Raw genomic sequence first — 24,737 nt, forward strand, 5'->3', positions numbered from 1 at the left:
GGTGGCGGACAAGTTTCACGTCCTCCGCGAAGTCCTCGACCAGCTCCAGAGCGTGCGCATCCGCCACCGACAGGCGATCCTTGCCCTGGAGCGGAAGAAGAATAAGACGGTAAAAGAGAAGCTGACCCTACAGGAAAAGTTCTCCAACGAAGAGACCCTCAAGCAACTCCTGCACCGCTCGAGGGGTCTCCTTTTCAAGCGCAAAACGGAGTGGACCGACGACCAAAAGGAGCGCGCGAAGATACTCTTCAAGCAATTCCCTGAGATCGAAGAAGCCTACAAATACTGCCTAAGGATCCGGAAGTGGTACGAGCCTATCCGACTACGATACAGCGATCGTAAGTACAAGATAAAGGAGGCAGATCTTATGCTCAACGCCAAGGAAGGGATGGAGAGTGAGATGGAGGAGATACACAACATCGCCAACTTCCTCCGGTCAAACTCCACCCCCATTCTGAGGTACTTCTACCGCAGGGAGAGCAATGCCAAGGCGGAGGCTCTCAACCAAAATCTCCAGCGCTTCATCAGCGTCAACTACGGAGCTAGAAACACCGACTTCTTTCTCTACCGAGTTGCCCTCCACTTTTCCTGAATCCCTCTCCTCAACAAAGGTAATCTCTTACCCCTCTCCGTCCCAGCACATCAAAATGCGAATTAGCCACATGTGCGGATGTGAGGAGAGCAGTGAGAAGTGTGGGCAAAAAGTGGTATATTTGACCATTATATATGGGGTACGCCAAGTGACTGCCTGAGGGCGGTACCACCCCGACTTTAGACTAAGCAGATGAACGAAGAATTCAAAGACTCTGAGAATAGGATAATCAAGGTCGACCTGGAGGAGGAGATGAAGACCTCCTACATCGACTATGCGATGTCGGTCATCGTCAGCCGCGCCCTGCCGGACGTGCGCGACGGCTTCAAGCCGGTCCACCGCAGGATCCTCTTCGGGATGAATGAGCTCGGGAATACGCCCGACAAGCCTTACAAGAAGAGCGCCCGTATCGTCGGTGACGTGATGGGTAAGTATCACCCCCATGGCGACAGCTCGATCTATATGGCTCTCGTCCGCATGGCTCAGGACTGGAGCATGCGCAATACCCTCGTCGATCCCCACGGCAACTTCGGCTCCGTCGATGGCGACGGTCCCGCAGCTATGCGATACACCGAGGCTCGCCTGGCCCCGATCGCTATGGAGATGCTCGCAGACATCAAGAAGGAGACCGTCGACATGACGCCCAATTACGATGACTCCGAGTATGAGCCGACCGTCCTCCCGACCCGCATACCCAATCTCCTCGTCAATGGTGCCGCCGGTATCGCCGTCGGTATGGCGACGAATATGGCGCCCCACAACCTCACCGAGGTGATGAATGGCGTCATCGCTTATATCGAGAAAAGGGGCGACGTTACCACGGAGGATCTGATGGAGTACGTCAAGGCTCCCGACTTCCCCACCGGCGGAGTAATCTACGGCTACAAGGGGGTCCAGGAGGCGTACGAGACCGGACGCGGCAGCGTCATCATCCGCGGCAAGGCGGTGATCGAGACCTCCGGCAACCACGACCAGATCATCATCACCGAGATCCCCTATGGGGTGGTGAAGAAGGATCTCGTCAAGGCGATCGCCGACCTCGCCACCATCAAGCGGATCGAGGGCATCAGCAACATCCAGGACGAGAGCTCGGCGAAGACCGGCATGCGTATCGTCATCGACCTGAAGCGGGACGCCAATGCCGGCGTAGTGCTCAATAAGCTCTACAAGATGACTGCCCTGCAGTCCTCCTTTGCCTGCAATAACATCGCCCTCGTCGACGGTCGCCCGAGACTGCTGTCGCTGAAGGATCTGATCGGCGAATTTGTCAAGCACCGCCACGAGGTAGTGACGCGCCGCACCCGGTTTGACCTCCGGAAGGCGAAGGAGCGGCTCCACATCCTCGAGGGGCGCATCGTCGCCGCCGACAATATCGATGAGGTGGTCCATCTGATCAAGGCGTCCGCCAATCAGACCGCCGCCATGCAGGCGCTCATGGAGCGCTTCTCCCTCTCCGAGATCCAGGCGCGCTCCATCGTGGAGATGCGTCTCGGTCAGCTCACCGGCCTCGAGCTGGACAAGCTCCACCAGGAGTACGACGAGGTGACGGAGAAGGTGCGGTACTACGAGCGGATCCTCTCCGACGAGGACTTCCTCTACTCGATCCTCATCGAGGAGTGTCGCGAGATCATCGACAAGTACGGCGACGACCGCCGCTCGGATATCGTCTACGCCACTCCGGATATGAATCCTGAGGACTTCTATCCCGATGACGATATGATCATCACCATCTCGCACTACGGGTACATCAAGCGTACGCCGCTGGCAGAGTATCGCTCGCAAAATCGCGGCGGCACCGGTGCCAAGGGTGCGGGGACTAAGGACGAGGACTTCGTCGAGTTTGTCTACGGCGCGTCCAATCACGCCCACCTCCTCTTCTTCACCGACCGGGGCCGCTGCTACTGGCTCCGCGTCTTCGAGATCCCTGAGGCGGCACGCAACTCCAAGGGTCGTGCGATCCAGAATATCCTCAATATCGAGAGCGACAACCGCATCACCGCCATCCTGAGGATCAAGAACCTCACCTCCGACCAGGAGTTTGTCGACACCCATTACCTCAATTTCGTCACCGAGCAGGGCATGATCCGCAAGGCGCGACTGAGAGACTTCTCCCGTCCGCGGTCCAAGGGGATCATCGCCATCCGACTCAAGGACGAGACCGACCGCGTCGTCTCCGTCATGCTCACCAACGGGCGGCACGACGTCCTCCTCGCCAGCCGCGAGGGTCGGGCGATCCGCTTCCCCGAGAGCATCCTCCGCCCCATGGGCCGCACCTCATCCGGTGTGCGCGGCATGCGACTCCAGTCGCCTGAGGACCGCGTCGTAGGCGCCATCAGCATCAAGGATCCCGAGGCGGAGTCGATCCTCGTCGTGTCGGAGAATGGCTACGGCAAGCGCTCTCCCCTCGAGGAGTACCGCATCACCAACCGAGGCGGCAAGGGTATCATCACCCTCAAGGCGACCGAGAAGACCGGCAAGCTCATCGCCGTCCACTCCGTCACCGACGATCACGACATCATGATCATCAATAAGAGCGGTGTCGTAATCCGCGTCCATGTCTCCGACATCTCCATCCTCGGGCGAAATACCCAGGGCATCCGTCTCATCAACCTCAGCAAGAGAGATGACGAGATCGCCGATGTCTGCCGCGTCCCCGCCGATGAGGACCAGGCGGAGCAGGAGGACACCTCCATCGGCGAGCGGGAGGAGGATGCCGACCCCACCGCCCTCGACGAATCGGAGGAAGATACCCCTGAGAGTGAGGAGGATTAAACGATTCGCCCGATTTTGTATCAAAATAGTGTACCAAGGTATAATGGAATATGCCTATGTAGGCAGATTTTGTTACCTTTGGACCGACTCCCCGGGGCAACCGTCGGGGGAGTTTATGGTAAACTTTGAGAATAAATTAATAGCAAAGAATAGACAACCATGAGTAACAAATTACTTATCGGAGCGCTCTCACTCCTCATCGCCGTCCCTGCCGCATTCGGTCAGGAGAAACTGGTCAAGCAGGTAGAGCGCATGGCCAAGAAGGACGATGTCAACGTACAGGAGGCACGTAACTTCCTCAAGCCGGCATTTGAGAACCCTGAGACCGCTAACGACGCCAAGACTTGGTGGGTCGCCGGACTCATCGAGGAGCAGCAGGTGAAGCGTGACTACCTCCAGCTCTCTCTCGGCAAGGAGATCAATCAGGATACCTTCTACAAGGCCGTCGCCGACATGACCGACTACTACATGAAGGCTGACTCCCTCGACCGTCTCCCCAATGAGAAGGGCAAGGTAAAGCAGCACTTCGACAAGAAGATCTCCGAGTCGCTCGCCACCTACTACGGCTTCCTCGTCAATGGAGGTGCCGCCGCCATGGATGGAGGTGATGTCTGCAAGGCTCACGACCTCTTCCAGAAGTTTATGGATGTGAAGAAGATGGAGCTCTTCCAGGGCACTCCCACCGCTGAGCAGGACTCGATGTCGATGCAGATCGGATTCTTCAACGCCTACACGCTCACCCAGTGCAATAAGGACGACAAGCAGGGTGCCATCGCTGCCTACGAGGCGATCAAGGACGTCCCCTTCCGTCAGAATGACGTCTACCAGCTCCTCGCTCAGTCCTACGTCCAGGCAGGCGACACCGCCGGCTTCCTAAGGACGCTCGATGAGGGTATCAAGCTCTTCCCGGAGGAGAATTTCTACCTCTTCAATAAGATCAACATCCTGATCCAGGAGGGCCGTCACGAGGATGCCAAGGCTTACCTCGACCAGGCCATCTCCGCCAATCCGGACAACAAGCAGCTCTACTTCGTCCTCGCTAACGTCTACGAGCAGGGCTTCAAGGATATGGCAAAGGCAGAGGAGGCCTTCAATAAGGCTCTCGCCATCGACCCGGAGTACGCAGAGGCCATGCTCGGTCTCGGTCGCGTCTACTTCAACCAGGGTGCCAACATCCAGTCCGAGGCCAACGCCATCACTGACGAGGCTCAGTACAAGGCGAAGGTGGACGAGGCTAAGGGCTTCTTCCAGAAGGCTCTGCCTTACTTCGAGAAGGCTGTGGAGCTCAATCCTGACGACACCCAGTATCTCGTCGCTCTCCGTGGTATCTACTACAACCTCGGTATGAACGATAAGTACAACGAGATCGACCAGAGGATCCAGAATAAGTGATCTCTGATCCCTAACTAACATCCCTCCAAGCGGGACGACACACTGTGGTGTCGTCCCGCTTTTTTGTACCCATTTCCCCACCCTCCCTCTGAGATAAATCTAATGCCGATTTTAGCCTGCACTACTACCGGTCAAAAGAATCCGCCGGCAGGGGTGACGCATTTGAAGGCTACTGAAGACATCCAACTCATTGTGAAGAGTGGGGAACGAAGCACCCCTTGCGGGTGCCCGCTCCTTAGCCACAGGTCGAGGGGCGTAGCCCCGAAGACCCGTGGATCAGGCATCACAAACGACAGTGCGACCCCGCAAGGGTGTCGCACTGGTTGCCTGACTCTCTGATAAGTGCGACACCCTGGCGGGGTCGTATATCTCTCTTGGCATCCTCTCCCGCGGTCTTCGGCACTTCGTGCCTCGACACGCGGGCTAAGGAGCGATGATCCCTCCGGGGCTTCGCCCCTGCGGGATCGGCAGGCGGGTACATTAGGAGAGGAATCTCCTGCCGCAGATCTCCTCTGCATAGCGGTAAAAATCTAATGCGTCACCCCTGAATCCGCCGGAGGTGTGGGGGCTTTTCGGTACATTTGTAGGTGGCTATCATTTCTCCTCTATAATATAAAATGTAGTATGACACGCAGATCTCTCACCTATATCGTGGCGCTGCTCTCGGCTCTGCTCCTCCTCGTCTCCTGCAATGGAAAGAAGCGGAAGAGTACCACAAGCGCCACCGGCAATGCCCTCAGCCTGGTCGCCGTCCTGCCCGACGGAAGCTTAGACAATCAGGCACTCCGGGACAGCATCACCTTCTACTTCGGTCAGCCGGTGACGATCCTGCCGCAGCCGGAGCCGATGACGGACATCTCCTTCGTGGAGGCGTCCAACTTTGTCTCCTTTGTCCGCCGGGTCCGCAACATCCTCTACGTCTCCATCGACCCGGAGACCTACAGCGGTCCCTCCGTCGGACTGTCGCGCGATGACTATGCCTCCGGGCAGCTGATCATCCACGCCAAGGGACGCAACCTCGAGGACATCTACACCCTCCTGCAGAGCCGGGGGGATCAGCTGGTCCAGCTGATCTACAGCGAGGAGCTGAAGCGCCGCCAGGACTACCTGGAGCAGACCTTCTCCAACCCCATCCGCCAGCTCATCGAGGACTCCGTCGGCGTGACGATGAATCCGCCCACGGGACTCGACTTCACCAAGGCACAGAGGGGACTTGTCTGGGCATCGAATATGGATCAGTCCAAGCGGATCGACCTCGTAGTCTACTCCATTCCCTACCGGAATCCCAATACATTCACAGAGGAGTACTTCACCGAGCTGCGTGACTCGATCCTCGGGAACATCATCACCGGGAAGTATCCCGGCAGTCAGATGACGACAACGAAGCGCGATGCTCCGCCCTTCAATTACTACCACGGCATGACCTACCTCGGTGACTACCGCGGTGAGCTGAGGGGGCTCTGGGAGATGACGAATGACATGATGGGCGGCTCCTTTGTGATGCAGGGGATGCTGGATAAGAGCGGGCGAAATCTGGTGATCGGGGAGGTCTTTATCTACGCTCCCGGCGAGAAGCAGCGGAATATGCTGCTGAATGCTGAGGCGAGTCTCTACACGATCCGCCCGATAGGAGCGGACTTCAGGACACATAAGATGCCCAATACCATGGCCGACCTCGTCGTCACGCCCACACCGGACGGCGTCGAGGAAGAGATACCTACAGAATGAGTAAGCCGGAAGATAAGCAAAGGAGAGAGCGAGCGCTCCACGAGACCACCCCGCGGGTCGGACTGACGCATGGGGACTTCAATGGCATAGGCTACGAGGTGATCCTCCGCTGTCTCTCCGACAGCCGGATGCTGCGCCTGATGACCCCGGTACTGTATGGCTCCGAGGCGATCTACAATTACTACAGGAAGCGCTTTGCCCTCGACCTGCCGGAGAGACTTCGGCGGATCGACCACGCCGATGAGGCGCGCGAGGGGGAGATCAGCATCATCGAGACCGACGCCTCCGGCATCGACCTGCATGTCAGTCCGGGAGAGCCGACGCGCGCCGCCGGTCTGCTGGCCGCTCGGGCGCTGAGGGATGCGGCAGATGATCTGGTCGCCGGGCGGCTGGATGGGGTGGTGACGGCACCGATACATAAGGATATGACGACGGGGGCGGAGTTTCCCTTCACGGGACACACCGAATTCTTCGCTTCCTACTTCTCCGAGAGCCACCCGCTGATGCTCTTTACCGATCAGGCTGGGATGCATGTGGCTCTGGCAACGATCCACGAGCCGCTCTCGGCAGTTCCCTCACTGATCACGAGAGAGCACCTCGTCGACTCGATCGTGACGCTGGAGCAGGCACTGAAGCGTGACTTCGGCATCGTCAAGCCCCGCTTAGTCGTTATGGGACTCAATCCTCATGCGGGGGAGAATGGTCTCATCGGGCGCGAGGAGCCGGACGTGATCGCCCCGGCCATCGAGGAGGCGTGGCAGAGAGGGATACAGGTATTCGGTCCTGTGGCACCGGACGGGCTCTGGGGGAGTGGGACGTACCGCACCTTTGACGGCATACTCGCCATGTACCACGATCAGGGGCTGATCCCCTTTAAGCTCCTGGCAATGGACACGGGCGTCAACGTCACCACCGGTCTCCCGATCGTCCGCACTTCGCCCGACCACGGCACTGCCTACGACATCGCCGGACGAGGGATAGCCGGTCCTCAGTCCTTCCGCTCCGCGATCTATACCGCCCTGGACATCATCGCCAGCCGGCGCAGGTACGACAGGATCACCTCCGACCCACTGCCTACCAGCACCATCTCCGATGAGAGACGTCCATGAAGTACCTCCTGATCATCAATCCGGTCTCCGGCCCCGACGCCAACGCGATCGAGATGGCATCGAGAGCAGTCTCTCTCCTGCTGGAGCAGGGACACGAGGTGACCTGCTTCGTCACCAAGGAGCAGGACGATGCCTACCACCGCGCCCTCGACCCGGGAGACGCTGACGTCGTCGTGGTGATGGGCGGTGACGGGACGGTAAACGAGGTGGGTCGGGCGCTCATCGGCACCGATACGGTGATGGGGATATTGCCCAATGGGAGCGGAAACGGCCTCGCTCGTGAGCTGCACATCCCGATGGATCTGGAGCCGGCGATCGAGGTGCTTCTGCGTCATGAGGTGCAGCGGATAGACACCGGTCGGGTCAATGGGAAGCCCTTCCTCTGCACCTGCGGCATCGGTCTGGATGCGGCAGTGTCGGAGAAGTTCTCTGCCAGCAAGACAAGAGGCTTCATCAGCTACATCGCTGACACGGTGGACCTCTTCGGTCAGTACCATGCGGAGGACTACAGACTGACCATCGACGGTGAGGAGAGCGAGGTGCACGCTTACATAGTGTCGGTGGCCAATGCGTCGCAGTATGGCAACAACGCCTTCATCGCCCCGGATGCGTCTATGGTGGACGGCATGCTGGATGTGACGGCGATCGAGGAGTTCCCGGCCGGAGAGGCGGGCATGATCGCCTACCGGCTCTTCAGCGGCGATCTGACGGAGAGCAAGTACACCCGACAGCTGCGCGGTCGACAGATCACGATCCGGACCGACAAGTCGGTCCTCTACCATATCGATGGCGATGCGATGGATGAGACTCGCGAGCTCCGGATAGAGGCGGTACCGCGGAGCCTGAGCATCTGCTCCGGGAGACCTGATGATCGGGAGAAGACGATCTTTGACTTCCTAAATACTATGCGCGACAATGCTCAGAAGCTCGGCGCCGGTGTGGCAGACCTTTTTACCCCCAAGCAACGCTAAGCAGACAAAATGGAAATAAAAGAGGCAACATTCATCAAGAGCAGCCGCAAGGTCGCTGAGTGTCCCGATGATGACCGAGTAGAGCTGGCTCTCATCGGACGGTCCAATGTCGGGAAGTCCTCCCTGATCAATATGCTGACTCAGCGTAAGGACCTCGCCAAGACCTCCCAGACGCCCGGCAAGACACAGCTGATCAATCACTTCCTCATCGACGACCGCTTCTACATCGTCGATCTGCCGGGCTACGGCTATGCCAAGGTACCGAAGCCCATGCGCCAGCAGCTCGAGCGGATGATCGACGACTACGTGAGCAATCGGTGGCAGATGTCCTGCCTCTTTGTCCTGATCGACATTCGCCACGCACCGCTCCGGATCGACCTCGACTTCATCAATCATCTGGGGGTGAATAATGTCCCCTTTGCCCTCATTTTCACGAAGGCAGATAAGCTCTCCAAGTCCGCCGCCCGCCGCAGCGTCGACGCTTACCTCGACAAGCTGAGCGAGGAGTGGGACGAGCTGCCGCCCTACTTCATCACCTCCTCCCTCAAGGGCGAGGGAAGAGAGGAACTGCTGAACTACTTCGAGTCACTTCTATGAGACTAAGGCGCCACCTCCTACTGATCCTCTCGACGATCCTCTGCCTAACGGTGAGCGCTGAGGAGACCCCGCTGAAGCTTCGCTACGACCGACCGGCTAAGGTCTTCGAGGCGATGCTCCCGATCGGCAACGGTCGACTCGGACTGATGACCGGCGGCGAAGTGCGGAGCGAGCGACTGATCCTCAACGAGATCTCCATGTGGAGCGGCAGCGTCGACAGCACCGCCTACGACATCGATGCGGTGCGCCACCTGCCGGAGATCCGACAGGCACTCCTCGACGGGGACAATCTCCGCGCGCAGGATCTGATGTACAAGCACTTCCGCTGCGGTGGCAAGGGGAGCGGACTCCCCGACGGCGCCCACTCGCCCTATGGCAGCTACCAGATGCTCGCCTATATGACCCTTGACCACCACCTGCCTAAGGGAGAGGAGACAGGCTATCGGCGGGAGCTGGACCTGAGGACGGCGGTGGCGCATACCTTCTTTGATCTCAATGGGGTTCGGTACAATCGCTCCTACTTCGCCCCACGTAAGGACGACGTGCTGGTGATCCACCTCGGCGCGGATCATAAGAAGAAGATCTCCTTCGACCTCTCCCTCACTCGCCCCGAGGGCGGCACTGTCGAGGGAACGGCTGAGGGACTACGCATGACCGGCAGTCTGCCGGACGGCTTTGGCGGCGAGGGAACCCGCTACGAGGCGGAGGTACGCTGCATCCCGGTCGGCGGTAAGATGCGAGTGAAGGGGAGCAAACTCTCTGTCACACACGCCGACGATGTGATCCTCGTCGTCGCCGCCCGGACCGACCTTATACCCGCCGGAGGAGCCTCACCGGAGCAACCGACAGACCGGCTGGATAAGGTGGAGGACCTCGACTACGAAACGATCTACAAGCGACACCTCGAGGAGTACAGTCGGCTCTTCGACCGCGTGAGCCTCCACCTCGGAGCGCCGACAGAGGCGGCCGAGCGGACGACCGACTACCGCATCCGCCGCTATCAGGACAATGAGGACCCCTCCCTCGCGGCACTCTACTTCCAGTACGGCCGCTACCTGATGATCTCCGGCTGCCGTCCCGACAGTTGGCCGCTCAACCTGCAGGGACTCTGGGGCGAAGGGATCCAACTTCCTTGGAATGCGGACTACCACCTCAATATCAACGTCCAGATGAATTACTGGCCCGCCGAAGTGGCCAATCTCTCCGAGCTTCATCGGTCGCTGATCGACTTCACCACCGCCCTACGGGAGAGCGGACGAAAGACGGCCAAGCACTTCTACGACGCCGAGGGATGGGTGGCGCACATGATGACCAACCCCTTCTACTACACCGCTCCCGGTGAGGATGCCTCCTGGGGAGCGACGATGACGGGAGGGGCATGGCTCTGCCGCCACCTCTGGGACCACTACGACTTTACTCGGGACACCACCTACCTGAGAGCGATCTACCCGACACTCCTCGATGCGTCCCGCTTCTTCCTCTCCACGATGATCCGGGAGCCAAAGGACGGACGGCTCGTCACCGCGCCCTCCTCCTCGCCGGAGAATGGATTTTACCTCCCCGGTGACTCGACCCACATCGCCTTCATCTGTATGGGACCGACGATGGACACCCAGCTGGTCGGCGAGCTTTACCGCCACACGCTGCGCGCCGCCGAGATCCTCGGCACCTACGATCCCGACCTGACCCGGATGGCCAATGCCCTGCCGCTGCTCCCGCCGATGCAGGTCAGCAAGGAGGGCTACCTCATGGAGTGGCTCGAGGACTACCGCGAGATGGACATCCACCACCGCCACGTCTCCCACCTCTACGGGCTCTATCCCGGTGACGCTATCACCGTGCGCGAGACGCCGGAGCTGGCCGAGGCGGCACGCGTCACGCTCAGGAGACGAGGCGATGCCGGTACCGGATGGAGTCGGGCATGGAAGATCAATTTCTGGGCACGGCTCAAGGACGGCAACCACGCCGCCAAGCTCCTCAGGAGTCTCTTTGTCCCCGCCTTTGATGAAAAGGGGGAGCTGGTCAATAGAGGTGGCACGCTGCCCAATCTCTTCTGCGCCCACCCACCCTTCCAGATCGACGGCAACTTCGGCGGCACCGCCGGAATCGCTGAGATGCTGCTTCAGAGTCACGAGGGGGTAATCGAGCTCCTCCCTGCCCTGCCGAACCTCTGGCACACCGGCAGCTACTCCGGACTCTGCGCCCGTGGCGGCGTGGAGGTGGACTGCAGCTGGAGCGAGGGGAAGGTAACCGAGGTGACGCTCCACAACCGCCTCACCTCCCCCATCACGGTGACCCTCCGCGATGCCACCCGCGACCAAGAGCAGCAGGTGACCCTCGCCCCCGGCACCCCCCTCACCCTCCACCTGTAATCCCTCTCTCTTATCACCCATTTCTTTTACCGATAATAGATTTGTCTAATACCGGTATTAGTGTAGACTATTATCGGTATTAGATTTCACTATTACCGGTAATAATTTGCGCCCTCTTTCTGAGGGGGTTGGGTCGTATGGAGGGATATGGGTACATTTGTCATACCCACTCACTTTATTTCAAATAATACTACTATGGACGAGAGAAAAGATCTGCATGTGACCCACCGCAAAGCGGATGGTCAGTGGCAAGTCCTCAGCGAGGGCAACCCCAAGGCACTTAAGCTGTGCGCCACTCAGGAGGAGGCGATCCAGGCTGCGCGTAAGACCGCCATCGATCGAGGCACGTCGGTCATCATCCACGGCATGGACGGCAAGATCCGCGAGGTCTACTCCTACGACGATAGGAAAAAGAAGTAAAGTCTCCGACAGTTAGGGGGACGGCTCATCAGAGTCGCACCCTTGTCGCGGGTCATTGGCGCTGTACCCATTGACCTAAGATGGGGTGTGGACGCACTTGTCGCTCTGAAATATGCCCTTACGACCGGCTACCTGTAGTGGAGCGGCGGGCCTTGTCGCCCCAGAGAAGGCGACGGAGTGACTGGACCGGGCGACTATTGAGTAGCCGCTCACTTCGCTCTTGTCCGATCAGGCGATAGAGTACCCGCTTGATGCGGAAGATCGTCCCGAGGTGGCGTGCATAGGGGTCGTCGCTCTGCCAGGTGGCGGCGTAGTGGTGGATCGTGCGGCTGCGGGGCGTGAGCGTCACGCGGTGGCTGACGAAGTCCATGGTGTAGAAGTAGTCGGTGGGGTAGACCGTCACGTCACTTATCCGCTGGAGCCGGTCTTGAAGCTGAAGCCCTTTCGCCTGAAGTGTACTGGTGAGCAGTTGCGGATTGGGCGTGAGGTCAAGCGTCCCATCGGGCAGACGGAAGGGGCGGCTCTCGTAGTGGGCGAGCAGCTCTTGGATAAAGGGATGGTGTGGCTCGGCGGCGATGATCCCCGCCAGCACGTGCAGCCCCACCTCCTCGCCCAGTCCGACGAAGGCGGTGTCGTCTAGTAGGTCGTCTATGGAGCGAATCACCTCCATGTCGGTATCGAGGTAGATCCCGCCCTCTCGCTCGAGGGCGTAGAGGCGTGCCACATCGGAGACAAAGGCGTACTTCCCCGCCTCGTAGGCCTCCCGCGTGTAGTCGAGCCGGTCAATGTCGAAGGTCTTCTCCGTCCACGACCTCAGCTCATAGCCCGGGAGCTTCGCCCGCCAGCTCTCCACCATGGGGGGTAGAGGATTGGGGCCAAACCAGCAGTAGTGTATGATCTTGGGTATCATCGTGGGGCGTATCTCCGCTGATCTTTTTTCCTAAAGTATTGACCGATGGGGCGGAGCAGCGTCCACGTGCGTGGTATCTGCGGTCGCTCTGCCGGCGGGATCAGGTCGTAGTAGCGCCAGACGCTGATGATCGACCGCAGGCGGGTCGTGAGCGGCACCTCCCGATCCTGAGCCAGCTCGAGGTGGTAGATGAGGGCGGACCGGGGCGAGTGGTAGAGGAGGCTCATATACTTTGCGCTAAGGCCGTCATCGCGGTACTCGCAGAGGTAGATGACGCGATTGAGGAAGCGAAAGCGGTACTGCCGGTCGAGGCGGTTCCAGACAAGCGCCTCGGTGCAGAAGCGCTCGCCCTCTAGTTCGGGGAAGGGGTAGCTCCGCAGGTAGTCGGTCCGGAAGACCTCCGCCATATCCTGCATCATCCCCCGCCGGTGACGGATCGTCCGCAGGTGGTTGTCAAAGAATTCTGTCCCGAGATCTCCCGAGGAGGTGCCGTCGAGGGCTCCCCGCAATCCCACCAGCCCGGCATAGGTGGGGTCATCGCTGATCCGCTTCGTCTCTCTCAGGATCGTCTCCACCGCATCCGACGGCAGTCGGTCATCGCTGTCGACGATGAAGAAGAAGTCGCCGCTTGCCTCCTTTACCCCTCTATTGATCGCCCGATGCTTGCCGCCATTTGGCTGACGGTGGTAGCGGATGGGGAAGGGGTTGGCAGCTCGAGTCCAGCCCTCCACGAGCGACCTCGTGTCGTCTGTGGAGCCGTCATCGATGATGATCCACTCGAGGTCGTGACAGCTCTGCTCCCTCAGGCTCTGGTAGAGCTTGGGGAGGATGTAGGCGCGGTTGTAGGTGGGGGTAAAAATCGTCAGCATACGCGGTCAGCGGATCTTTCGCTTGATGCTCCAGAGCAGGTCGGAGAGCCGATAGGAGCTGCGGGCGTAGTCCATCAGTCGGAAGGCGATGCGCCGTACGCCCTGCTCGGACGGGTAGCGGTACCGGAAGCGGCTCATGATCTCCGCAAAAGCCTTTTCTTCCTCGGCACGGGCGATCTTATTCATCGCCATGTCGGCGAGGATATCATCGTACCACGGAGCCAGCAGGGCGGCGTAGTCTTCGCCTTTGCCCTGATAGGGATAGGTCTCGTCGATCCAGCAGAGCAGCCGGCGTGCCGCCTCCAGCTCCTTGGAGGCCTTGGGCCCCTGCGTGATCGCCCCGGGGCGCGCCCGCCGGTAGTTGTACACCACGGCACCACCGTAGTAGCCGATGCGTCGGCAGTGGGGCATGGCGGAGATGAAGAAGGCGACATCCTCCCCCGGCTGTATCGGAATGAAAGTGAGCCGACCCCGCTCCACCACCGACCGATGCATGATGAAGGACCAGGAGGTGGCGTAGCTGCGGTGCCGGTGGATCAGTTCGCACCCGGAGACGATCCGCTCCCCGAGGGCGGAGAAGTCGATATTGGGTCGGGTGGTGCCGTCGGGGTATCGGTCTGCCCAGTCGAGGAGACAGAGGTCGAGCCGCCGTGCCTCCGCATCTGCGAGCAACCCCGGCAGCACGCCCTCCTCGAGACAGTCGTCCGAGTCTACATGGAGGAGATACTCCCCTGAGGCGAGGGCGAGGGCGGCGTTGCGGGCAGAGCTGAGTCCGCCATTCTCCTTATGGTGATAGATAAAGTGTGGCTCCCGCTCCGCATACGCCCGAGCGATCTCCCCCGACTCGTCCGTGCTCCCGTCGTCGATGAGGATCACCTCGTAGCTCCCGACATCCAACCCCTGAGCGAGGAGCGAGTCGAGACACTGCCGCAGGTAGGGCGCGACGTTGTAGATCGGGACCAGTATGGAGAGCTTTTTCGTCATCGCTGCACCACCTCTGCCAGATAGTCGAGGGAGAGGCGCCTCTGCTCCTCGAGCCGCTGCCGGACGGCCTCGTAGTCGGGGCTGAAGGAGAGGAGCGGAGCCCCCTCACCGAGACAGCCGGTGAGGTCGAAGTCCTCCAAGAGACCGGTCACCTTGATCCGATTGAAGTCTGTCGGGAAGACCGTCATCGGCACCCCCGCCAGCAGTCCCAGCACCGTGCCGTGGAAGGTATTGGTCACCACCCCGGCGGCGTGGGCGAAGTAGCCGATGAGCGTCTCCGGCTCCAGCGCGAGGTTGCGATTGGCCCACGGGTGGTAAAAACCGACGGAGACGATCTCGAGCCCCTCGTGGTCAGCGAAGGTCTCGATCTGCCGGACGACGACGGGGTCCTCACGCCGATAGTCGTAGCCATAGACGAGGAGGTAAGGCCGTGCCGGCGACGGTGGGGCGATTTGAAGCTCGGCGTCAAAGCCGTCCAGCAGAACCGGGTCAAGCGTCCGGATGGGTCGCTTCCCCGTCAGCTCCTCCACGATGTCGGCGGAGTTGGCATCCCGCACCGATATGTGATCCATGGATGTGAGAGCCGCGCGGACCATCGGGAGACAGTGCCGATCAGCGATCTCGCTCATGGTGGTGGAGCCAAAGGAGGCAGCGTAGGTCGATACCCGGTCGGAAGGGACACCGAAGCCCCATCTCGCAGGCGTGATCCCCGCATGGAGGGTAAAGACCTCATCGCTACCGATCAGCACCCCCTCGAGGTCGCGGTAGTCGGCGATCCGCCCTCCGCGCAGCCCTTTGTCCCGGACAAATCGGCGGAGAACCGTCCGCTTGCGCTGGGCAAAGAGGAAGCGGTCACCTCTCCAGAGCCACTCCTCCGGGCGGTCTATTGAGATACCGCCGCCGTCGGACCCCTCCTGAGGGGCGAAGTCGTGATTTTCCTCATACCCCAGAGCCCTTGCCTCGATGCCGAAGTGGCGGCGGAGGACCCGCGTGAGTCCGTAGAGCTGGAGCACGGTGCCGTAATTGGTGACGTCGTCAAAGGTGATGATCCCGTACATTAGCATTATCCTAAAAGTGTCTCCTCCGGCGGTCGACGCCGTGAGGGGGTGGTGAGGATCGGCGTGGCGGGGAAGCCGATCGGGACGATGGCGATGAGCGCCTCCGACTCCCGACAGCCGGTGAGGCTGAGGATCCGCGCTTCGTCCCGAGGGAGGAGCGAGGCATTTCCGGCGCAGGCGCCCACGCCGTGGTAGTGGAGGGCGTAGAGGAGGTTCATCAGGTAGATCCCCCCGTCGATGTAGGGTTGCTGCCGATCCATCCCTTCCATATAGGTAAAGGTGAGGTCGGCGGTGACGAGCAGCAGCTGCCTGATCCCCTCGCTCTCGCTGCGGAAGCCGCCCTGCAGGTCGAGGATCTTGCGGACGGTAGCAGGCTCGGAGACCGAGTGGACCCGCACCTCCTGCCGATTGCAGGCGGAGGGGGCGGTATTGGCGAGCCGGATCACCTCCCTGAGCAGCTCGTCCGGTACCGTGCGGTCGCTGAAGCGGCGGATGCTGTGGCGGGAGGGGGCAAAGGTGGCAAAGTCTCCGTGCCGTACCTCCTCCGGTAGTACCTCCACCGCTGTCCGGGTCGTGTGGTGGGCGAGAGCACTATAGGCTGAGTCGGGAAAGAAATCCGAGATGTCCGCCTCTCGCTCTCGGTGGTAGCTGTAGTAGGCGCTCAGGATCTCCTCGGCGGCGATGATCTGCGAGGTCTCCGGCAGTCCCTCCTCGCACCACTCCTGAAGCAGCTGCAGCAGGCGCGCCACCTTTGCCCGCCCGAAGCGCAACCTCAGGTCGCCCCCCTCGTGGAGGAAGCCCTTCTCGAGCGAGTGGTAAAGAACGGTGATCTCCAGCTCGCGAGCCGAGGGCATCTCCCGGTGGTAGTATGCGGAGTGACGGCGGTAGCGCCGATAGTCGGCGAGGAAGATCCGGGGCACCTGCAGGCGGAGGCGCACCCGATTGTACCACGACATCAGCCGCGGTCCCAGCAGTCTCTTTAGTCTCTCCTTTGGTGTCACCTTCTCCATGATCCTACTCGCTCCCGCACCACACGGCGGAGATAGCTCCGCTCACCGGTCGTGAGCCCTATCCAGAGGATCAGCCCTCCGGATACCACAAAGCTACACAGAGTTACCGTAACGAGCCGCCCCCACGACGGCTCCAGCGCATCCCGCATCATCAGCGTCACGCCCGACGAGAGGGCGATGATGAGGAGCGGCTTGGCGACCACCTCCCGCACATAGGTGGCTATGCCGAGCGCCGGGATCTTCTCCCGCACGAGGATCAGCCTCAGAGCGAGTGCCACCACATCGATCCCGATGTGGATGTAGAAAGCAGTCTCCACCGCCATCCCCACCTTGTACGCCACATAGGTGAGCGGGAGATTGAGCATGATTAGCGTACCGACGAGCGCCTGGTACTTGGCGATCCGTCCCGTCGCCTGCATCGCCATGGCGAGGGAGCCGGAGGCGCACTCCACCATACAGTCGATGAGAGCGAGGGAGGCAAAGAGCACCGCCCCCCTCGGCGGCGTCACGAGCCAGACCGTCTGGAGGAAGTCCATCTCCAGTATCGCCGGCACGCAGACGAGAGTCAGGAGGTAGAGGGAGAACTTCCCCATGCGGGTCACCAGCCGCAGCATCTCCTCCGTCTCCCCGATGGCGTACCGCTTAATGATCTGAGGATTGGAGGCGACCTGAAAATTGGTGTAAAAGGTCTGCACCGACGACATCACCTGCATGGCTATAGCGCGGGCGGCATTGGCGGTGGGACCGAAGAAGAGGTTCATTAGCACATTGGTCCCCTGCCCCTTCATCACCCCGGCGAGGTTGCCAAAGACATTCCACCCCATATAGCCGAGCAGCGTCCGGAAGTAGCTCTTGTCCTCTATCCGCGTCAGTTGTGCCCCAGGGAAGTGCTGCCGCACATAGAGCCTGTAGATCAGTGCGATGACGAGGCTCACCCCGAGGAGCATCCCCCCGTAGGCGACGAGCCGGTCGACCTCGAGGGCAGCGTAGACCAGCACGAGGACGACGCCCAGCTTGAGGAGCGTCTCGAGGATGCTGATCCGGGCAAAGACCCCCATCCGCTCATCCGCCACGATGAGGGCATTGAAGGGCACCTGCACGATCGTCACCATGAAGGAGAGCACGGCGAAGTGGTAGACCCAGAGCGCCGCCGCCATACGCTCCGGCGGGATGATCAGGTAGCGGTGGACAAACCACAGCCCCACCGTCTCCGCCAGCAGCCCGATCACGAGAGCCAGCGCCATGTGGAGGTACCGGGTGGCGCTGAAGGTGATCCTCAGGTGCGCCTCATCCCGTCGGCCAAGGTCGACGGCGAGGAAGCGCTGCGTCGCTCCGATCATCGCTCCATTGAGGAAGCCGAGCATCGTCACCACGCCGCCGACCACATTGTAGAGACCATAGTCGGTCACCCCGAGGGCGGCGAGGAGCGCACGGGAGGTATAGAGCCCAATCAGCAGGACGACCAGCTGACGGACGTAGAGCATCAGCGTATTGCGGGCGATACGACTGTTGCTCCTTCGGCTCTCCTCCTCCGGCAGGATTGGTTTCATACGACAAAGATACCCCCTTTATCCTGCTTTAGGATCCCTACCCTCAGATGAGCCATCCGAGAGGGCTATTATCTATGATCGGGTTTAGTGAAATCTTTTACCGGTATCAGTGTTCGCTAATACCGGTAAAAGATTTCACTAAACCCGATAAAAGATTTCCTCAGTCGCGGAGGGTCTTGGCGGAGATGTACATGACGATCGCCAGGATGACGAAGAGGACTAAGCTCCCGATGAGGAGGGCGTAGCTCTCCAGCTGCATCAGCACGTAGATGATCAGGTAGAGCAGCGTCATGATGCCCCCGAGGAGGAGTGCCTTCCTCGTCTCCGGGAGGATCATGCGGAAGTAGATGGTATTGAGTCCTATCGTCATCACGGCGGCGACCAGGTAGGCAAGACCGAAGCCGATCACCTCACTCATGGAGAGGAGCAGGGTGTAGAAGAGTACCAGCGAGAGCCCCGTGAGGACGTAGGAGAGGAGATTGATGCTCCCGCCGCGACGACGCAGTGTCAGCTCCACGAGGTAGACCGAGAGGAGCGTGAGGGCGATGACGAGGATGCCGTACTTCACGCTCCGCTCCGTCTGGGCGTAGTTGTCTACCGGGCGGAGGAGGCTAACGAAGTGGCTGTTGCGGAGGAGGGTGGACTGTCCCTCGCTGGCGATCAGATTGTCCTCGGCGAAGGTGCTCCAGCGAGCCTCGAAGTCCCCTTCGTTGATGCTGTAGTCGTCCGGCAGCTTCTTGCCCCGGAAGGAGGGGTCGGGCCAATTCCCCTTGATCGAGCTCTTGGCCGATACACCGACGGCGAGGAGACCGAAGTGCTCACTCCCGGCGATGTCCGTCTGGAGACTGAAGGAGAGGTCTCTCAGTGCTCCCTCCTCGTCATCGGAGAGGGGCAGGTCGGCAGAGAGCGTGGCACCGGTCACCTCCTTGTCACTCATGTAGGGGAAGTTCACCTCCATAAGATCACCGTAATTGTCGTCGATGCAGGTGGTGAGCGTGGAGAGGGAGGGGTCGTTCTTCATCTTATACTCCTTCCCATTGACCTTGATCCTGACGATGTCTCGGTAGCCGGTGGCATCACTCGTGGAGAGAGCGACCTTAGCCCGGCTGAGGTCGTACGTCCCCTTCACCTCCGAGAGAGCTCGACGGATCTCCTCCGCCCGCCAGGTACCGGATAGGTCCACGTGTGCCGTATAGACGGCGACCTCGTAGATGCTGCGGTGGCGGTTCTCGATGTCGAGCACGGCATCTGCGGAGACCTCCTCGGGGATCAGGTAGAGGGCGCTCTCTTGGGCATTCTTGACATCGGGCGTGTAGGGGACGACCAGCACGGGGGTGAGGATGTTTTGGCTCTCGCCCCAGCGCGAGGTGATCTCCTGCGTGGCCTTGCGCCCCTCGTACTGGCGCGAGGAGACCAGCCCCTCCACCATAAGGAGGGGGATAAGGAGTAGTAGGGCGACCAGCCCGAGGATAAGCGTCTTGGCGACAAAAGATGGGGAGTGCTTAGGCTCCACCTGCGGCGGTATAACTTCCATGATGATACTATGCTGTTAATAGGTGATGCGAAAATAGTCGAGGATCGCTCTGTACCGATCCTGAGCGGTGAGACAGGTGTCGAGGAGATACCCCCGGACCTCTTCCCACCGATCAAGCCCCCGATAGTAGTACATCTTGAGCTCCTCGGTGATGATAAAGGGGACGATATGGTGTGCTAAGCACTCCTTAAAGATGATCAACCTGCCTACGCGGCCATTGCCGTCCTGGAAGGGATGAATCATCTCCAGTCTGTAGTGGAAGTCGAGGATCTCCTCGAGCGAGACCCGTCTCTTGCCGGTATACTCCTGCAGTAGCGCCCTCATTACCGCTGGCACATCCTCAGGGGCTGCGGTCTCCTTTCCCCCCACTTCGTTGGGCAACCGCTTGTACTCGCCGACGGCAAACCATGGTCTGTCCGCATCGGAGGTGCCCGCCTTCAGGAGTGCGTGCAGTCTCTTGATCATCTCCTCCGTCAGTGGCTCCTCCGCATGCTCTATGATGAAGTCGATGCAGCGGAAGTGGTTGGTCGTCTCGATGATGTCGTCGACGCTGACCGCCTCATCGGTGACGCCGATGGTATTGGTCTCGTAGATGTAGCGCGTCTGCTCCTTAGAGAGACGACTTCCCTCGATGTGGTTGGAATTATAGGTAAGGTCTATCTGCGTCCGATGGTAGATGCCTCCTCTCATCTTGCTCTCCATCTGCTCTTGCAGAGCAAGCAGCAGAGGCGAGTGCTCCGCCCCATCGGGCAAGGGTGCATCCGCGGGGATACGCCACATCTCCCCCTCTTGCACAGCGCCGGGCAGCTTCCCCTCGGCGCAGTAACCCCTCACGGTCTGTACTGTCAGACCATGATTGGCGGCATACTCTTCCTCCGGGACAAGTCTCATATCCATCCACTTCTATTCCTATGCAAATGTATCTCTAATTCCTTACTTTTGTGGAAAGGATAGTAGATGATGAAGCAGGAAGAGATAGACAGAGCAAGCCTGGAGCGAGCCATCCGGCTCTACGACTCCGGGGAGATCGATCAGGTGGAGGTGGGGACTACCCGCGGACTCTGCCGGATCCACGAGTACCTATTTAGCGGACTGTATGACTTTGCCGGTCAGGTTCGCTCGCTGAATATCTCCAAGGGAGGTTTTCGCTTTGCGAATGCACTCTACTTAGATGCGATCCTGCCGATCATTGATGCCATGCCGGAGAGTACCTATGAGGAGATCATCTCCAAGTATGTGGAGATGAATGTGGCGCACCCCTTTATGGAGGGAAATGGTCGTGCCACAAGGATCTGGCTCGATCAGATACTAAAACGTAGCCTCGGGCAGGTGGTCGACTGGCAGCGTGTGCCGAGGAGTGCCTATCTGCAGGCCATGGAGCGCAGCCCCGTCAATGATCTAGAGCTACGACACCTTCTCTTCCCTGCACTGACAGAGAGGGTGAAGGATCGGGAGATACTCTTCAAGGGGCTGGAGCAGTCTTACTACTACGAGGGGTACGAGGGGTGACGACACTGGAGATCATACTGCTTGTGGTGGTCGGTGTGCTGCTGATCCTCATCCTGCTCCTCGTCGGGCGGATGGGACGGCTCACAGCGACCGCTGCCCGAACGGAGGCGACCCTTGAGAGCGAGCGGCGGAAGAGAGAGGAGCAGGAGGGTCTCTTTGATCGTCAGCTCGACCGGATGACGGAGCGCTTCGAGGCGCTCTCGGAGGTGATCACGAAGAGGCGGGCGGACGAACTCACCTCTGCAAATAAGCAGGAGCTGGACCTGGTGCTGGCACCGCTGCGGGCGAGCATCGACAAGATGGACCTTGCGCTGAAGTCTACCGGTGAGACCAATGCCCGCCGCTCCGGTGAGCTCGACCGGCAGATCCGGATGCTGATCGAGCAGACCAATGCCGTAGGCGACAAGGCCGACCGCCTCGCCCGTGCGATGTCGACGAGTGGTAAAGTGCAGGGCGACTGGGGCGAGAAGCGGCTGGAGCAGATCCTGCAGCGGGAGGGCTTCATCCGAGGGACGGAGTACGATGCTCAGGTGGTGCTGCGGCGGGGCGGGCAGGTGCTGCGCCCCGACTTCGTCCTCCACTTCCCCGACGGGCGGGACGTGATGGTCGATGCCAAGGTGTCGCTGCGGGCTTTCCTGCGCTATCACGATGCCGGCGATGAGGAGGGACGACAAGTGGCGCTTGCGGATATGGAGCGAGACCTAAGGGCGCATGTGAGCGAACTGGCAAAGGCACGCTACCACGAGCTGTCGCTCGAGGGGCGGAGCACCTTCCCCTACACCCTGATGTTTGTCCCTATGCCTGCCGTGCTGCAGCTGCTTTCGAGCAGTGACCTTAGGGAAAAGGCTCTTGCTAGCAGGGTCTTCATCGTCACACCGGAGTCGCTGATGCTCTTCCTCAGGATCATCAGCGAGGCGTGGACCAATCGCCGGCAGGAGGAGAACATCACCGAGGTGATGGAGTTGGCGGATAAGCTGCTCCGTCAGGTGGATAACATGATGGAGGACTTCCGCCGGGTCGGTGGCAAGCTCGACGATGCCAATACCGCCTACACCGAAGCCCTCACCCACCTCAATGGCCGCCAGGGGCTGACCGGCTACGCCGACCAGATCCGCCGCCGCATCCGGTGAGGACCCGTCCCACTCCGAATTTGTGATGCAAAGGTAGCATCCCCCTGGAGTGGCAAAGTCTCCTTCTGTTTATTACCTGCAAGAATTGCTGTCTTCTGTTTCCTCAAGCTCCTTTACAAAAAAGGCTTCATGCCATCTCTTCAGGGGTCAGTGGGGGGTGATGCACAGGATGTCGCGGAGGTCGGTGGTGTAGTGGGGGCTGGTGTGCTCCCGGTGGACGACGCCCTGCAGTGCGTCCGGGTCGCGGGCAGCGACAAAGAGCCCGTGCTCCCCGTACCGCTCCCGTATCCGCCCCTCGATGGCTCGTAGGCGCTTCCGCCGCTGCTCCTCCTCGGTCTCAAAGGGCAGCGCCCGGTCCATCCGGACCAGGTCGGAGACGAGGATCCCCCCTTTCTTGAAGTCATACCCCGGACGCCAGATCGAGTCGAGCAGCTGCCGCACCACCGGCACCAGCTGCGAGAAGTCGCTCGTCGGCATCGTGAAGGAGCTCTGCACGTAGGGATTGTACTGCGGGATGTCGAAGCGAAAGCGATTGGTCCGGAGATAGATCGCGAGATTGAGCGTGCCGAGGTGCTGCCGCTCCAGCTCGCTGCAGACGATATCGAGAAACTCGAGGAGGATCATCTCCAGCTGCTTCTTGTCGGAGACGGCGTTGCCGAAGGAGCGGGATCGACCGATGCTCTTCGTCGGCGTCTCCTCGTCGAAGGGGATCCGCGGCTCCCCTCGCAGCTCATAGTAAGTGTCCAGCCCGACGATGGTAAAGTTTCGTCGCACCCACTCCGGTGTCCGCTGGACGAAGTCGTAGGCGGTCTCGATGCGGAAGCTCTCCATCTTGAGACGGTTTCGCCTGCCGACGCCCCACACGTCACCGATAGGCGTCCCCTGGAGTGCTCGGACGATGTCTCTCCGGCTGTCGATGGTATAGACGCCGCCGGTCTCGGGGTGCTTCTTGGAGTAGTGGCTGGCGATCTTGGCGAGGGTCTTCGTGGGGGCGACACCGATGCCGGTGGGGATACCGACGCCCCTGAGGACGGCCCGCCGGATCTCCCGCGCCAGCCGCTCGTACTCCTCATTGGGGGCAAAGTGGACGAAGCACTCGTCTATGGAGTAGACCTCCTGCTCCGGCACGATCGACCGGACAATGCTCATCACACGACGGGAGAGATTGCCGTAGAGGATGTAGTTGCTCGAGCAGACGGCGATGTGCTCCTGCTCCACCAGATCCCGGATCTTGAAGAGTGGCACGCCCATCGGGATGCCGAGCGCCTTGGCCTCATTGGACCGACTGACGACGCAGCCATCGTTATTGGAGAGACAGACAACGGGTCGGTTGCGCAGCTCGGGTCGGAAGACCCGCTCGCAACTGACATAGAAGTTATTGCAGTCGACGAGACCGTACACGGCTCAGATCCGTCTCGGTCGGTGGATGACGTAGGTGACCACGCCCCAGAGGATGAAGTCGTCCTCCGGGTCGACCCGCATAGGCGGGTAGGCGCTATTGGCAGAGACGAGGTAGACCTCGTTGCCGTGTCGCTCGACAAACTTGATATTAAATTCCCCATTCACGCAGCAGACCACCACATCATCATTATGCACCTCGAGGGCGCGATCGACGACCACGATATCCCCCTCGTAGATATTGGCCCCGACCATCGAGTCACCCACGATACGGGCGAGGAAGGTGGTCGCCGGGTGGCGGATCAGCTCCCTATTCAGGTCGATCGACTCCAGCCGGTCGTCCTGTGCAGGCGATGGGAAGCCGGCAAAGATTCCCTCCTCGGCAAAGGGAAGGGTAACCCCCTCCCCCATCTCCACCTCGTAGAACTGTAGTGTCTGGCTCCTCTTCTTCTCTTCCATAGTAGGACAAAGGTAATCATATTCTCGGGGGCGAAAGATCCCCGCAGCTAAGGAAACCGGGGAGCGGGAGATCCCGGAGCGATCTCGGGTCAAACTAATACCGGTAATAGATCTCACTAATACCGGTATTAGTCGCGCCTATTACCGGTATTAGAAATGGGTCTGAGAGTGAGGGACTTCTGATGCCGTCCTCAGCGCACGCTCTGACACCTGACTGCTGACTCGCCGGGGCAGGGGTGACGCATTTGAGCATTGGGGTAATCATATACCTAGAGGGCTTATCCGTGAGGCACCCGAAGGGTGCTCGCTCCATAGGCATCGGTCATCCGCGAAGCGGTGACCGATGTACAAAGACCCTTCCCTACCCCCTCGA

At 60.2% G+C, this 24,737-nt stretch carries 21 protein-coding genes; 11 read left to right on the plus strand and 10 right to left on the minus strand.

Annotated features, from left to right (window positions below):
- The 9 genes from B088_RS05805 to B088_RS05845 all read left to right on the plus strand — a co-directional run.
- On the plus strand, positions 1-592 hold a 592-nt coding region (locus B088_RS05805), incomplete at its 5' end, for a transposase (RefSeq protein WP_018107477.1).
- Between the two features lie 192 nt (positions 593-784).
- Complete coding sequence (gene gyrA, locus B088_RS05810) at positions 785-3,364, plus strand: DNA gyrase subunit A (protein WP_018107478.1); 2,580 nt, start codon at positions 785-787, stop codon at positions 3,362-3,364.
- Positions 3,365-3,523: 159 nt separating this feature from the next.
- Positions 3,524-4,756 carry a tetratricopeptide repeat protein gene (locus tag B088_RS05815; RefSeq protein WP_018107479.1) on the plus strand — a complete coding sequence of 411 codons (1,233 nt, stop codon included), beginning with the start codon at positions 3,524-3,526 and terminating at the stop codon, positions 4,754-4,756.
- Positions 4,757-5,380: 624 nt separating this feature from the next.
- Positions 5,381-6,484 carry a DUF4837 family protein gene (locus B088_RS05820; protein WP_018107480.1) on the plus strand — a complete coding sequence of 368 codons (1,104 nt, stop codon included), beginning with the start codon at positions 5,381-5,383 and terminating at the stop codon, positions 6,482-6,484.
- Positions 6,481-7,593: a 4-hydroxythreonine-4-phosphate dehydrogenase PdxA gene (pdxA, locus tag B088_RS05825; RefSeq protein ID WP_018107481.1), complete on the plus strand. Its 1,113-nt coding sequence runs from the start codon at positions 6,481-6,483 to the stop codon at positions 7,591-7,593. Before B088_RS05820 ends, pdxA begins: the two co-directional genes overlap by 4 nt.
- Positions 7,590-8,564, plus strand: a complete 975-nt coding sequence (locus B088_RS05830; RefSeq protein ID WP_018107482.1) for a diacylglycerol/lipid kinase family protein — start codon at positions 7,590-7,592, stop codon at positions 8,562-8,564. The genes pdxA and B088_RS05830 overlap by 4 nt, the downstream gene beginning before the upstream one ends.
- Positions 8,565-8,573: 9 nt before the next feature.
- On the plus strand, positions 8,574-9,161 hold the full coding sequence (yihA, locus tag B088_RS05835; RefSeq protein ID WP_018107483.1) for a ribosome biogenesis GTP-binding protein YihA/YsxC: 588 nt from the start codon (positions 8,574-8,576) through the stop codon (positions 9,159-9,161).
- On the plus strand, positions 9,158-11,533 hold the full coding sequence (locus B088_RS05840; RefSeq protein WP_018107484.1) for a glycoside hydrolase family 95 protein: 2,376 nt from the start codon (positions 9,158-9,160) through the stop codon (positions 11,531-11,533). The genes yihA and B088_RS05840 overlap by 4 nt, the downstream gene beginning before the upstream one ends.
- Before the next feature lie 195 nt (positions 11,534-11,728).
- The gene (locus B088_RS05845) at positions 11,729-11,953 is read left to right on the plus strand and encodes a DUF2188 domain-containing protein (RefSeq protein ID WP_018107485.1); all 225 of its coding nucleotides are present in this window, start codon (positions 11,729-11,731) and stop codon (positions 11,951-11,953) included.
- Positions 11,954-12,071: 118 nt separating this feature from the next.
- Here the strand turns inward: B088_RS05845 and B088_RS05850 are convergent, their stop codons facing one another.
- The 8 genes from B088_RS05850 to B088_RS05885 all read right to left on the minus strand — a co-directional run bounded on the left by B088_RS05850 (position 12,072) and on the right by B088_RS05885 (position 20,759).
- Complete coding sequence (locus tag B088_RS05850) at positions 12,072-12,863, minus strand: glycosyltransferase family 32 protein (RefSeq protein WP_018107486.1); 792 nt, start codon at positions 12,861-12,863, stop codon at positions 12,072-12,074.
- Positions 12,860-13,732, minus strand: a complete 873-nt coding sequence (locus B088_RS05855; protein ID WP_018107487.1) for a glycosyltransferase family 2 protein — start codon at positions 13,730-13,732, stop codon at positions 12,860-12,862. The genes B088_RS05850 and B088_RS05855 overlap by 4 nt, the downstream gene beginning before the upstream one ends.
- 6 nt (positions 13,733-13,738) lie before the next feature.
- The gene (locus tag B088_RS08345; protein ID WP_018107488.1) at positions 13,739-14,716 is read right to left on the minus strand and encodes a glycosyltransferase; all 978 of its coding nucleotides are present in this window, start codon (positions 14,714-14,716) and stop codon (positions 13,739-13,741) included.
- The gene (locus tag B088_RS05865) at positions 14,713-15,780 is read right to left on the minus strand and encodes a polysaccharide pyruvyl transferase family protein (protein WP_081605473.1); all 1,068 of its coding nucleotides are present in this window, start codon (positions 15,778-15,780) and stop codon (positions 14,713-14,715) included. The genes B088_RS08345 and B088_RS05865 overlap by 4 nt, the downstream gene beginning before the upstream one ends.
- Positions 15,780-16,784, minus strand: a complete 1,005-nt coding sequence (locus tag B088_RS05870; protein WP_018107490.1) for a nitroreductase family protein — start codon at positions 16,782-16,784, stop codon at positions 15,780-15,782. Before B088_RS05870 ends, B088_RS05865 begins: the two co-directional genes overlap by 1 nt.
- Positions 16,772-18,334 (minus strand): lipopolysaccharide biosynthesis protein, encoded by a 1,563-nt coding sequence (locus B088_RS05875; RefSeq protein ID WP_018107491.1) that lies wholly within the window; start codon positions 18,332-18,334, stop codon positions 16,772-16,774. The genes B088_RS05870 and B088_RS05875 overlap by 13 nt, the downstream gene beginning before the upstream one ends.
- A 160-nt stretch (positions 18,335-18,494) precedes the next feature.
- A complete protein-coding gene (gene creD / locus B088_RS05880; RefSeq protein ID WP_018107492.1) occupies positions 18,495-19,868 on the minus strand; it encodes a cell envelope integrity protein CreD in 1,374 nt (457 codons plus the stop codon).
- Between the two features lie 15 nt (positions 19,869-19,883).
- A complete protein-coding gene (locus B088_RS05885) occupies positions 19,884-20,759 on the minus strand; it encodes a Fic family protein (protein ID WP_025082037.1) in 876 nt (291 codons plus the stop codon).
- Positions 20,760-20,828: 69 nt separating this feature from the next.
- On the opposite strand from B088_RS05885, the gene fic reads away from it, so the two are divergent.
- Complete coding sequence (gene fic / locus B088_RS05890; protein WP_025082038.1) at positions 20,829-21,377, plus strand: protein adenylyltransferase Fic; 549 nt, start codon at positions 20,829-20,831, stop codon at positions 21,375-21,377.
- Complete coding sequence (locus B088_RS05895) at positions 21,374-22,507, plus strand: DNA recombination protein RmuC (protein WP_018107495.1); 1,134 nt, start codon at positions 21,374-21,376, stop codon at positions 22,505-22,507. Before fic ends, B088_RS05895 begins: the two co-directional genes overlap by 4 nt.
- A gap of 147 nt (positions 22,508-22,654) precedes the next feature.
- Here the strand turns inward: B088_RS05895 and B088_RS05900 are convergent, their stop codons facing one another.
- Complete coding sequence (locus B088_RS05900) at positions 22,655-23,908, minus strand: Y-family DNA polymerase (protein ID WP_018107496.1); 1,254 nt, start codon at positions 23,906-23,908, stop codon at positions 22,655-22,657.
- Positions 23,909-23,911: 3 nt separating this feature from the next.
- Positions 23,912-24,364, minus strand: a complete 453-nt coding sequence (locus B088_RS05905) for a LexA family protein (protein WP_018107497.1) — start codon at positions 24,362-24,364, stop codon at positions 23,912-23,914.
- Positions 24,365-24,737 lie beyond the last annotated feature (373 nt).

It is taken from the genome of Porphyromonas bennonis DSM 23058 = JCM 16335 (genome assembly GCF_000375645.1).
Taxonomy (GTDB): domain Bacteria; phylum Bacteroidota; class Bacteroidia; order Bacteroidales; family Porphyromonadaceae; genus Porphyromonas_A; species Porphyromonas_A bennonis.

What these genes read in the sequence shown, in the direction of transcription:
- B088_RS05875 (WP_018107491.1), bottom strand. Translation starts at nt 18,334, where the DNA reads ATGAAACCAATCCTGCCGGAGGAGGAGAGCCGAAGGAGCAACAGTCGT.
- B088_RS05840 (WP_018107484.1), top strand. Translation starts at nt 9,158, where the DNA reads ATGAGACTAAGGCGCCACCTCCTACTGATCCTCTCGACGATCCTCTGC.
- fic (WP_025082038.1), top strand. Translation starts at nt 20,829, where the DNA reads ATGAAGCAGGAAGAGATAGACAGAGCAAGCCTGGAGCGAGCCATCCGG.
- B088_RS05870 (WP_018107490.1), bottom strand. Translation starts at nt 16,784, where the DNA reads ATGGAGAAGGTGACACCAAAGGAGAGACTAAAGAGACTGCTGGGACCG.
- B088_RS05855 (WP_018107487.1), bottom strand. Translation starts at nt 13,732, where the DNA reads ATGCTGACGATTTTTACCCCCACCTACAACCGCGCCTACATCCTCCCC.
- B088_RS05815 (WP_018107479.1), top strand. Translation starts at nt 3,524, where the DNA reads ATGAGTAACAAATTACTTATCGGAGCGCTCTCACTCCTCATCGCCGTC.
- creD (WP_018107492.1), bottom strand. Translation starts at nt 19,868, where the DNA reads ATGGAAGTTATACCGCCGCAGGTGGAGCCTAAGCACTCCCCATCTTTT.
- B088_RS05905 (WP_018107497.1), bottom strand. Translation starts at nt 24,364, where the DNA reads ATGGAAGAGAAGAAGAGGAGCCAGACACTACAGTTCTACGAGGTGGAG.
- B088_RS05845 (WP_018107485.1), top strand. Translation starts at nt 11,729, where the DNA reads ATGGACGAGAGAAAAGATCTGCATGTGACCCACCGCAAAGCGGATGGT.
- B088_RS05885 (WP_025082037.1), bottom strand. Translation starts at nt 20,759, where the DNA reads ATGAGACTTGTCCCGGAGGAAGAGTATGCCGCCAATCATGGTCTGACA.
- pdxA (WP_018107481.1), top strand. Translation starts at nt 6,481, where the DNA reads ATGAGTAAGCCGGAAGATAAGCAAAGGAGAGAGCGAGCGCTCCACGAG.
- B088_RS05830 (WP_018107482.1), top strand. Translation starts at nt 7,590, where the DNA reads ATGAAGTACCTCCTGATCATCAATCCGGTCTCCGGCCCCGACGCCAAC.
- B088_RS05820 (WP_018107480.1), top strand. Translation starts at nt 5,381, where the DNA reads ATGACACGCAGATCTCTCACCTATATCGTGGCGCTGCTCTCGGCTCTG.
- gyrA (WP_018107478.1), top strand. Translation starts at nt 785, where the DNA reads ATGAACGAAGAATTCAAAGACTCTGAGAATAGGATAATCAAGGTCGAC.
- B088_RS05865 (WP_081605473.1), bottom strand. Translation starts at nt 15,780, where the DNA reads ATGCTAATGTACGGGATCATCACCTTTGACGACGTCACCAATTACGGC.
- B088_RS08345 (WP_018107488.1), bottom strand. Translation starts at nt 14,716, where the DNA reads ATGACGAAAAAGCTCTCCATACTGGTCCCGATCTACAACGTCGCGCCC.
- B088_RS05850 (WP_018107486.1), bottom strand. Translation starts at nt 12,863, where the DNA reads ATGATACCCAAGATCATACACTACTGCTGGTTTGGCCCCAATCCTCTA.
- yihA (WP_018107483.1), top strand. Translation starts at nt 8,574, where the DNA reads ATGGAAATAAAAGAGGCAACATTCATCAAGAGCAGCCGCAAGGTCGCT.